The organism is Mangrovicoccus algicola (assembly GCF_014903745.1).
In the GTDB taxonomy this organism is placed as follows: domain Bacteria; phylum Pseudomonadota; class Alphaproteobacteria; order Rhodobacterales; family Rhodobacteraceae; genus Mangrovicoccus; species Mangrovicoccus algicola.
Window position 1 is genome coordinate 1 of the sequence record NZ_JACVXA010000112.1, and the last position, 5,449, is coordinate 5,449.

At 68.6% G+C, this 5,449-nt stretch carries 8 protein-coding genes; 5 read left to right on the forward strand and 3 right to left on the reverse strand.

Going from position 1 to position 5,449, the window contains the following annotated elements; all coding sequences use genetic code 11:
• On the forward strand, window positions 1-452 hold a 452-nt coding region (locus tag ICN82_RS20610), incomplete at its 5' end, for an exodeoxyribonuclease VII large subunit (protein ID WP_330999044.1).
• Window positions 453-480: 28 nt separating this feature from the next.
• Here the strand turns inward: ICN82_RS20610 and ICN82_RS20615 are convergent.
• The 3 genes from ICN82_RS20615 to ICN82_RS20625 form a co-directional block, all read right to left on the reverse strand.
• The gene (locus ICN82_RS20615; RefSeq protein ID WP_193187082.1) at window positions 481-891 is read right to left on the reverse strand and encodes a hypothetical protein; all 411 of its coding nucleotides are present in this window, start codon (window positions 889-891) and stop codon (window positions 481-483) included.
• 190 nt (window positions 892-1,081) lie between these two features.
• On the reverse strand, window positions 1,082-1,405 hold the full coding sequence (locus ICN82_RS20620; RefSeq protein WP_193187085.1) for a 2Fe-2S iron-sulfur cluster-binding protein: 324 nt from the start codon (window positions 1,403-1,405) through the stop codon (window positions 1,082-1,084).
• A 162-nt stretch (window positions 1,406-1,567) separates the two neighbouring features.
• Window positions 1,568-2,146 (reverse strand): YceI family protein, encoded by a 579-nt coding sequence (locus ICN82_RS20625; protein WP_193187088.1) that lies wholly within the window; start codon window positions 2,144-2,146, stop codon window positions 1,568-1,570.
• Between the two features lie 285 nt (window positions 2,147-2,431).
• Here ICN82_RS20625 and rpsF point away from each other — a divergent pair, with 285 nt between their 5' ends.
• The 4 genes from rpsF to ICN82_RS20645 all read left to right on the forward strand — a co-directional run.
• Complete coding sequence (rpsF, locus tag ICN82_RS20630; protein WP_193187091.1) at window positions 2,432-2,800, forward strand: 30S ribosomal protein S6; 369 nt, start codon at window positions 2,432-2,434, stop codon at window positions 2,798-2,800.
• Between the two features lie 12 nt (window positions 2,801-2,812).
• The gene (rpsR, locus tag ICN82_RS20635; protein WP_093361330.1) at window positions 2,813-3,040 is read left to right on the forward strand and encodes a 30S ribosomal protein S18; all 228 of its coding nucleotides are present in this window, start codon (window positions 2,813-2,815) and stop codon (window positions 3,038-3,040) included.
• 12 nt (window positions 3,041-3,052) lie between these two features.
• A complete protein-coding gene (gene rplI, locus ICN82_RS20640; protein ID WP_193187094.1) occupies window positions 3,053-3,667 on the forward strand; it encodes a 50S ribosomal protein L9 in 615 nt (204 codons plus the stop codon).
• A gap of 532 nt (window positions 3,668-4,199) precedes the next feature.
• The coding region (locus ICN82_RS20645; protein ID WP_193187097.1) for a DEAD/DEAH box helicase at window positions 4,200-5,449 on the forward strand (1,250 nt) is incomplete at its 3' end.

The following is a 5,449-nucleotide window of genomic DNA, read 5'->3' on the forward strand; positions in this document are numbered from 1 at the left end:
GGCTGCAGGCCGTTGCCCTGCGGATGCCCGGCGCCGGCGCGGCCGGGCTGCGCCGCCGCCGCGACCGGCTGGAGGCGCTGAAACTCGGCACCGCCGCCCTCGAGCAGGGCATCGCTCGCGGCCGCCGCGATCTGGCACGGCTTTCCCCGCGCCTGCCCGACCTGCAGAAGGCGCGCTTCCGCGACGCGCGGCTGCGGCTCGCCGCGCTCGACCGCACGCGGCAAAGCTACGACCACGGCGCGGTGCTGGCGCGGGGCTTCGTGCTGGTGCGCGATGCCGACGGGGCGCTGGTCACCAGCCGGGCGACCCCGGCCCCCGGCGCGGCGCTGGAGCTGCAATTCGCCGATGGCCGCCTCGACGCCGTCGCCGCGGGCGGCAGCCCCAGCGGCAAGGCGGCAAGCAAGACGTCCCGGACGCCCCCCGCGCCGCAGGGCTCGCTCTTCGACGACTGACGGCGCGCGCCGGGGCGCCGGGCCGGGCTCAGGTCCCCAGATAGGGCGCGGGACAGTCCATCGGCTCGCTGGAGCGGCGCACCTCGTAGAGCCAGGTGCCGGAGGGATCGCTCTGCGACCGCGCCCCCAGGCGGCCGCCCTCCTCGACGAATTGCCAGCATTGCAGCGGGATGCCATCGCCGTAATCGAAGCAGATCTGCCCGTCCCGCTCGAACCAGACGCCCTCCTCGCAGGGACCGTCCACATGGCGCCAGATCACCCGGCCCTGCGGCAGGTACTGCTCCATCCCGTAGACCACCCCGTCATGCGCATAGGTCAGGGTCTTGCCGCCGACATAGGCGCCGAAGGCCGCGCCGCTCATCGCCTCCGCCGCCTGTCCCGTCCCGGGCAGGGCGGCGAGGGCCGCAAGCAGGAGGCCGGCGGGCATCGGTGAGGTCATCGCGATCTCCTGTCCTGCGGCGGGTGCCGCGCCGGGGAATGCTACACCGGATCATCGCGCCCCGACAGGCGCCGGGCTCTCACATTGCCGCCAGCGCCCCGGCCCGGCCGCCACGGGCCCCGCGCCCGCCACGCGCCGCGGGCCGGGCGCTTTCAGGGGCGCGCGGGATGTCGCGGCGCCCCGGCGGGGATCAGATCTGCTTTTCGGGAAGGCGCACCACCAGCCCGTCCAGCTCCGGCGTGACCTTCAGCTGGCAGGTCAGGCGCGACCGCCCCGGCTCGGGCTGGAAGGCGAAATCCAGCATGTCCTCTTCCATCGTGTCGATCTCGGGCAGCTTCTCCGCCCAGCCCGCATCGACATAGGCATGGCAGGTGGAGCAGGCGCAGGCGCCGCCGCAATCGGCATCGATCCCGGGCACGCTGTTGTCCCGCGCACCTTCCATCACCGTCAGCCCGACGGGCACCTCGACGACATGTTCCGTGCCGCTATGCTCGATATAGGTGATTTTCGGCATGCTCGTTACCTCAAGCTGGCTTCCCTGTGACCGGGACGGTTTAGGCGATCGCCGCGGGCTTGGCCAGATCCCATGCTGCGGTTGCATAATGACCGATGCGGCACCGCCCCCGCAGCAGGCTGCGGAGGCGGCGGAGCGCAGAACCGGGGGCGCGGCGCGGAGTTACTCCGCGGAGGCGTCCATCGCCTCGACCGAGATGAAGACCTCGACCTCGTCGCCGACATAGGGGGCATACATGCCCATGTCGAAATCCGACCGGGTCAGCGTGGTCGTGGCGGTGAAGCCGATCCAGGGCTTGCCCGCCATCGGATGGTCGCCCTTCTGGGTCATGGTGGTGTCCAGAACGACGGATTTGGTGATTCCGTTCACCGTCAGATCGCCGGTGATCTCGGCGGAGGTCTCGCCCGTCACCTCGATCGAGGTCGAGGTGAAGGTCGCTTCGGGATTCGCCTCCGCGCCGAAGAAATCCTCGGTCTGGAAATGCGCGGTGCGCTCGTCATCGCCGGTGGCCAGCGACGAGACCGGGAAGGAGACCGAGACCGAGGAGGCGGCCGGATCGGCCTCGTCGAACTGGATCTCGCCGGTGATGCCCGAAAACATCCCGTAAGTGGTCGAGAAGCCCAGGTGGTTGTAATGATACACGATCTGGGCATGGGTCGTGTCGATCGCATAGGTCTCGGCCGCCATGGCGCCGGTGGCGGTCAGGGCGGTCAGGGCGGAGGCGAGAAGAAGCTTGGACATGGGAGGTCTCCGGGATGGGATTGCTGTTCCTGCCCGAATGTCGTCACGCGACGGGATTCTGTCCACTGCGTCAAATCCCACGCCTGCTGTGCGCCAGCGAACAGCCGTACCCCCGGTCTGTGCAGACCCGCCCCCGGCGCCGCGCCCCGCCCCTTGCACCGGGGAATAATCCGTGTATGTAGGCGCATCCTTCGCAGACACAGATGAACGGCGCGGCCTCTCGCGAAGCGGGGCGAAGGGATCATCCGCTTCTATGAAACGCGCCTGAACAGAACTGGAGCAAACATGCCTCTCTACGAGCATGTCTTCATTGCGCGTCAGGACCTGTCCAACGCGCAGGCCGAAGGTCTTGTGGAACACTTCTCCACCGTCCTGTCCGATAACGGCGGCAAGGTCGTCGAATCCGAGTACTGGGGCGTCAAGACGATGGCCTACAAGATCAACAAGAACCGCAAGGGCCACTATTCCTTCCTGAAGACCGACGCGCCCGCGCCGGCCGTGCAGGAAATGGAACGCCTGATGCGCCTGCATGACGATGTCATGCGCGTCATGACCATCCGCGTCGACGAGCATGCAGAGGGCCCCTCGGTCCAGATGCAGAAGCGCGACGAACGCGACCGCGGCGACCGCCGCCCGCGCGACGACCGCCGGTAAGGAGAGACAGACATGGCTACCAAACCGTTCTTCCGCCGTCGCAAGGTCTGCCCGTTCTCCGGCGAGAACGCGCCCAAGATCGACTACAAGGACACCCGTCTGCTGCAGCGCTACATCTCCGAGCGCGGCAAGATCGTCCCGTCCCGCATCACCGCCGTCTCGGCGAAGAAGCAGCGTGAGCTGGCCCGCGCCATCAAGCGCGCCCGCTTCCTCGCCCTGCTGCCCTATGCCGTGAAGTAAGGAGCGATTCCCATGGAAGTGATCCTTCTCCAGCGCGTGGCCAAGCTCGGCCAGATGGGCGAAGTCGTCTCCGTCAAGGACGGCTATGCCCGCAACTTCCTGCTGCCCACCGGCAAGGCGCTGCGCGCCTCGGAAGCGAATGTGAAATCTTTTGAGGCCCGCAAGGCCCAGCTCGAGGCGGACAACCTCGAGACCAAGAAGGAAGCAGAGGCTTTCGCTGCCAAGCTCGACGGCGAACAGTTCATCGTGATCCGCTCCGCTTCGGATGCCGGCGCGCTCTACGGGTCCGTCACCCCGCGTGACGCCGCCGAGGCCGCGACCGCCGGTGGCTTCACCCTCGACCGCAAGCAGGTCAAGCTGTCGAAACCGATCAAGGAACTGGGCCTGCACACCGTGCACGTGACCCTGCATCCGGAAGTCGAGGTCGACATCGCGCTGAACGTCGCCCGTTCCAAGGAAGAAGCCGAGCTGCAAGCCTCCGGCAAATCCATCCAGGAACTGGCCGCCGAGGCAGAGGCAGCCGCCGAATTCGAGATCGCCGAACTGTTCGACGAGATCGGCTCGGCCGCGCATGACGACGAAAGCGGTGATTCCACCCCGCAGCCGGACGTCGAAGACCGCGCATAATACCGGACAGGCCTGCCTGTCCCGGGGTCAGGGCGCGCCATCCGCGAGGGTGGCGCGCCCTTTGCGTTGCGCGGCTACATGGCGGCGAGACCCTGCAGCCCCAGCAGGCCCAGCCCGATGACGGTCAGCAGGAAGAAGCAGCAGCGGGAATGACGCATGGCAGTGGCCTCCCTTGGCGATGCGTGGCCCGTCATATTCCGCTAACCTTAATGCACGGCTAAGACCCCCGATCCCGCCCCGTCGCCGGGGGAAGGCGGCGGCGCGGATCCCGCGACGGTGGCGCCATGACGGGCGGCGCGCCGCGATTCCGTTTGACATTCGCGCGCCATGCCCCCATGTGGAACAGGTAATCGCCTGTCGCCCCTGCCCCGCATGCGTCAGATGCCCGGATGTCCCATGTACCACGATGCGGCCGTCCCGGTCTGCGGTTACGCCCGTCGCGCCCGAAGAGGCGGCGGTGCCCGCAGCCACTTCCCGGACTTCGCCGGACCCATATCGCGGCCCCGCGCCGCCAGACAGGACATATCCGTTCATGAGTTTCGACCAGATGGGGCTTAAGCCCCGCCTGCTGGAGGCGCTTGCCGCCGCCAAGATCACCGAGCCGACCCCGATCCAGACCCAGGCCATCCCGCATGCGCTGGAAGGCCGCGACGTCATGGGCCTGGCCCAGACCGGCACCGGCAAGACCATGGCCTTCGGCCTGCCGCTTGCGCAGAAGCTGATGCATGATCAGCAGAAGTGCAAGCTGCGCAGCGCGCAGGCGCTGATCCTCGCGCCGACGCGCGAGCTGGCGCAGCAGATCGCCGACAACCTGGCCATGATCACCGAGGGCGCGCATCTGCGCTTGGCCATCGTCACCGGCGGTGCCTCCGTCAACCGCCAGGCGCAGCGCCTGTCCAAGGGCGTCCACCTGCTGGTGGCCACGCCGGGCCGGCTGCTGGACCTGATCGACCGGGGCGACCTGTCGCTGCACGACACCCGGTTCCTGGTGCTCGACGAGGCCGACCAGATGCTGGATATCGGCTTCATCCACGCGCTGCGCCGGATCGCGTCGCTTCTGCCCAAGCAGCGCCAGACGCTGCTGTTCTCGGCCACCATGGCCGACCAGATGGAAGAGATCGCCCAGGCCTACCTGACCGACCCGGTGAAGGTCTCCGTCACCCCCCCGGGCAAGACCGCCGACCGGATCGAGCAGGAAGTCCGCTTCATGCCGCAATCCGAGAAGACCGGCCATCTGATCGGCCTCCTGGCGGATCACCGCCAGGAACTGGCGCTGGTCTTCACCCGCACCAAGCACGGCGCGGACCGGCTGGCCCGCGCGGTGGAACGCGACGGGTTCTCCGTCGGCGCGATCCACGGCAACAAGAGCCAGGGCCAGCGTGACCGCGCGCTGAAGGCGTTCCGCACCGGCCAGCTGAAGGTCCTCATCGCCACCGATGTGGCCGCCCGCGGCATCGACATCCCCGAAGTGCGCCATGTCTACAACTACGACCTGCCGAACGTCCCGGACAATTACGTCCACCGCATCGGCCGCACGGCCCGCGCCGGCCGCGACGGCCGCGCCGTGGCCTTCTGCTCGGCCGAGGAAACCAAGGAACTGAAGCAGATCGAGAAGCTGATCGGCACCGAGCTGGAAACCAGCTTCGGCGAGCGGCCGCTTGGCGCCACCCACCGCCCCGCCCGCTCGGGCAAGCCCGGCGGACGCGGCGGCAAGCCTTCCGGCGCCCCCAAGCAGGGCCGCGCCCAGGGGGGCGAGGCGGCTCCCGGCGGCAACCGCCCGCG

Excerpts from the sequence above, each read along its gene's own strand:
- ICN82_RS20620 (WP_193187085.1), bottom strand. The coding sequence starts at position 1,405 with ATGCCGAAAATCACCTATATCGAGCATAGCGGCACGGAACATGTCGTC.
- ICN82_RS20625 (WP_193187088.1), bottom strand. The coding sequence starts at position 2,146 with ATGTCCAAGCTTCTTCTCGCCTCCGCCCTGACCGCCCTGACCGCCACC.
- rplI (WP_193187094.1), top strand. The coding sequence starts at position 3,053 with ATGGAAGTGATCCTTCTCCAGCGCGTGGCCAAGCTCGGCCAGATGGGC.
- rpsF (WP_193187091.1), top strand. The coding sequence starts at position 2,432 with ATGCCTCTCTACGAGCATGTCTTCATTGCGCGTCAGGACCTGTCCAAC.
- ICN82_RS20615 (WP_193187082.1), bottom strand. The coding sequence starts at position 891 with ATGACCTCACCGATGCCCGCCGGCCTCCTGCTTGCGGCCCTCGCCGCC.
- rpsR (WP_093361330.1), top strand. The coding sequence starts at position 2,813 with ATGGCTACCAAACCGTTCTTCCGCCGTCGCAAGGTCTGCCCGTTCTCC.